We start from the raw sequence: 3136 nt of genomic DNA, 5'->3' as shown, positions 1-3136 counted from the left end.
GCCCGCCGCCACAGCACGGGGGCGGGCCCTTCCTCTCGCACTCCGCGGCGGCACCGCCATGCAGCGCCGCGGAGCAGTTCGGTGCGGCCCCCGTACGGTCCCGTACGGGGGGCGGGCCGGTCAGCCGAAGCGGCCGGAGATGTAGTCCTCGGTGGCCTGGACCGACGGGTTGGAGAAGATCCGCTGGGTGTCGTCCAGTTCGACCAGCTTGCCGGGCTGGCCGACGCCCGCCAGGTTGAAGAACGCGGTGCGATCGGAGACCCGGGCCGCCTGCTGCATGTTGTGGGTCACGATCACGATGGTGAACTGCGACTTCAGCTCGCCGATCAGGTCCTCGATGGCGAGGGTGGAGATCGGGTCGAGGGCCGAGCAGGGCTCGTCCATCAGCAGCACCTCGGGCTCGACCGCGATCGCCCGCGCGATGCACAGCCGCTGCTGCTGGCCGCCGGACAGGCCCGCGCCGGGCTTGCCCAGGCGGTCCTTGACCTCGTTCCACAGGTTGGCGCCCTGCAGGGACTTCTCCACCACGCCGTCCAGCACGGACTTCTTCTTCACCCCGGCCAGCTTGAGGCCGGCCACCACGTTGTCGTAGATCGACATGGTGGGGAACGGGTTGGGGCGTTGGAACACCATGCCGACCGAGCGGCGGACGGCGACCGGGTCGACGTTCGCGCCGTACAGGTTCTCGTCGTCCAGCAGCACCTTGCCCTCGACCCGGGCGCCGGGGATCACCTCGTGCATCCGGTTGAGGGTGCGCAGGAAGGTCGACTTGCCGCAGCCCGAGGGGCCGATGAAGGCGGTCACCGAGCGGGGCTCGATGGTCATCGAGATGTCGTCGATGGCGCGGGTGGAGCCGTAGTAGGCGGACAGTCCGCTGACGTCGATGCGCTTGGCCATGGTCTTTCGTCTTCTCTCGTCTGTTCGTACGTCAGTCGGTGTCAGTGCCCGCCCTTGGGCGAGCGCCAGCGCGCGACGCCCCGGGCGATGAGGTTGAGACCCATCACGAAGGCGATCAGGACCAGGGCCGCGCCCCAGGCGCGCTGGTAGCCGTAGTCGTTGTTGATCTGCGAGTACTGCTGCCAGATGTAGAGCGGCAGCGACTGCTGCGGTCCGTTGAACGGGTCGCTGTTGATGAAGTCGGCACCGAAGACCAGCATCATCACGGGGGCGGTCTCACCGGTGATGCGGGCGACCGCCAGCATCACGCCGGTGGTGATCCCGCCCACGGCGGTGGGGAGGACGATCCGCAGGATGGTCTTCCAGCGCGGCACACCGAGCGCGTACGAGGCTTCGCGCAGCTCGTTCGGGACGAGCTTGAGCATCTCCTCGGTGGAGCGGACCACGACCGGCATCATCAGGATCGCCAGCGCGAGGCTGCCCGAGAAGCCGGAGTACTCGAAGCCCAGCATGATGTTCCAGAGCGACAGGACGAACAGGCCGGCGACGACCGACGGGATGCCGGTCATGACGTCGACGAAGAAGGTGACCGCCTTGGCGAGCCGGCCGCGGCCGTACTCCACCAGGTAGACGGCGGTGAGCAGGCCGATCGGCGCGGCGATCAGGGTGGCCAGCAGGACCTGCTCGACGGTGCCGACGATGGCGTGGTAGATGCCGCCGTCCGGGCTGAGGGTGGCGACGACGCCCTTCATCGAGTGGGTGAGGAAGTCGCCGCTGATCGCGCCGATGCCCTGCTGGACGGTGTACACGGTCAGGGCGACCAGCGGCACCACGGCGCAGATGAAGGAGACCCAGATCAGCGAGGTGGCGAACCGGTCCCTGGCCTGGCGGCGGCCCTCGACGGAGGCCGAGACGGCGTAGCTGACGGCCAGGAACAGCAGCGCCGAGATCAGGCCCCACTGCAGGTGGCTCTCCAGCCCGGTGGCGGCGCCGACGCCGCAGCCGAGCGCGATCGAGGCGGCGGCGATGCCGGCCGGCGCCCAGCGGGGCAGCCGGGCCGCGGTCAGCCGGCGGGCCAGCTGCGGCGGGGTGGCGTCGGCGATGGTGGTAACGGCGCTCACGCGGCGGCCCCCGAGTACTCCTTGCGACGGGCGATGATCATGCGGGCCGCGCCGTTCACCAGCAGGGTGATGACGAACAGGACCAGGCCGGAGGCCATCAGCGCGTCCCGGCCGAGCGGCTGGGCCTCGTTGAACTTCAGCGCGATGTTCTCCGCGAAGGTGCCGCCGCCCGGGTCGAGCAGGTGCAGCGTCAGCTCGCTGTTGGTGGACAGCACGGTGGCGACCGCGATGGTCTCGCCGAGCGCGCGGCCCAGGCCGAGCATGGAGGCGGAGATGATGCCGGGGCGGCCGAAGGGCAGCACCGCGGTGCGGATCATCTCCCAGCGGGTCGCGCCGAGCGCGAGCGCCGCCTCCTCGTGCATCCGCGGGACCTGCCGGAACACCTCGCGGGTGACCGCGGTGATGATCGGCAGCACCATGATGGCGAGCAGGATGCCGACGGTGAACAGGTTGCGCGGGGCGACACCGGTGCTGGACTGGTCGAAGACGTACGTCCAGCCGAGGTACTGGTCCATCCAGCTGGTCAGGCCGTCCATGTGCGGGACGAGGAACAGCACGCCCCACAGGCCGTAGACGATGGACGGGACGGCGGCCAGCAGGTCGACCAGGTAGGCGAACGGCTGGGCGATCCGGCGCGGCGCGTAGTGCGAGATGAACAGCGCGATGCCGACCGCGACCGGCACCGCGACGACCATCGCGATCAACGCGCTGACCAGGGTGCCGAAGGTGAGGACGGCGACGCCGAACACCGGCTCGGCCGCGTCCGGGGTCCACTCGAAGGTGGTGAGGAAGTTGCCCTCGTTCTTGCCCAGCGCGAGGGCGGAACGGTAGGCGAGGAAGCCTGCGATGGCGGCCATGATGACCAGCAGCAGGACGCCCGAGCCCCGGGAGAGGTTGAAGAAGACGCTGTCGCCGCGGCGGCTGTCGCCCCGGCTCCGTCGAGTCCGTCCCCGCGCGTCGGCGGGGGGTGCAGAAGTCATGGTCGTTTACTCCGGTCTGGCGGCGCTGCCCCGCGGAGGGCGGCACCTCGGCGGCGGTGCCCCGGACGTTCGTGGTGGTGGTGCTCGGTTCGCGCGGACGAGTGCCCCGGCCGGGCGGCCCTCCCCCCTCCTTCGGGG

Annotated in this window: 3 protein-coding genes; all 3 read right to left on the bottom strand. The window is 70.3% G+C overall.

The window, feature by feature from the left end; genetic code table 11:
- Positions 1 to 120 precede the first annotated feature (120 nt).
- The 3 genes from pstB to pstC are packed head-to-tail and all read right to left on the bottom strand — an operon-like array spanning position 121 to position 2998.
- Complete coding sequence (pstB, locus tag ACFUEL_RS37490; protein WP_033250478.1) at positions 121 to 897, bottom strand: phosphate ABC transporter ATP-binding protein PstB; 777 nt, start codon at positions 895 to 897, stop codon at positions 121 to 123.
- A gap of 41 nt (positions 898 to 938) precedes the next feature.
- On the bottom strand, positions 939 to 2018 hold the full coding sequence (pstA, locus tag ACFUEL_RS37485; protein WP_380242343.1) for a phosphate ABC transporter permease PstA: 1080 nt from the start codon (positions 2016 to 2018) through the stop codon (positions 939 to 941).
- On the bottom strand, positions 2015 to 2998 hold the full coding sequence (pstC, locus tag ACFUEL_RS37480; protein ID WP_380242341.1) for a phosphate ABC transporter permease subunit PstC: 984 nt from the start codon (positions 2996 to 2998) through the stop codon (positions 2015 to 2017). Before pstC ends, pstA begins: the two co-directional genes overlap by 4 nt.
- Between the last annotated feature and the right edge of the window lie 138 nt (positions 2999 to 3136).

It is taken from the genome of Kitasatospora sp. NPDC057198 (assembly GCF_042670125.1).
In the GTDB taxonomy this organism is placed as follows: Bacteria; Actinomycetota; Actinomycetes; order Streptomycetales; family Streptomycetaceae; genus Kitasatospora.
The sequence above is the reverse complement of the archived record's forward strand: the minus strand, read 5'-3'. Positions and strand labels throughout refer to the sequence as shown.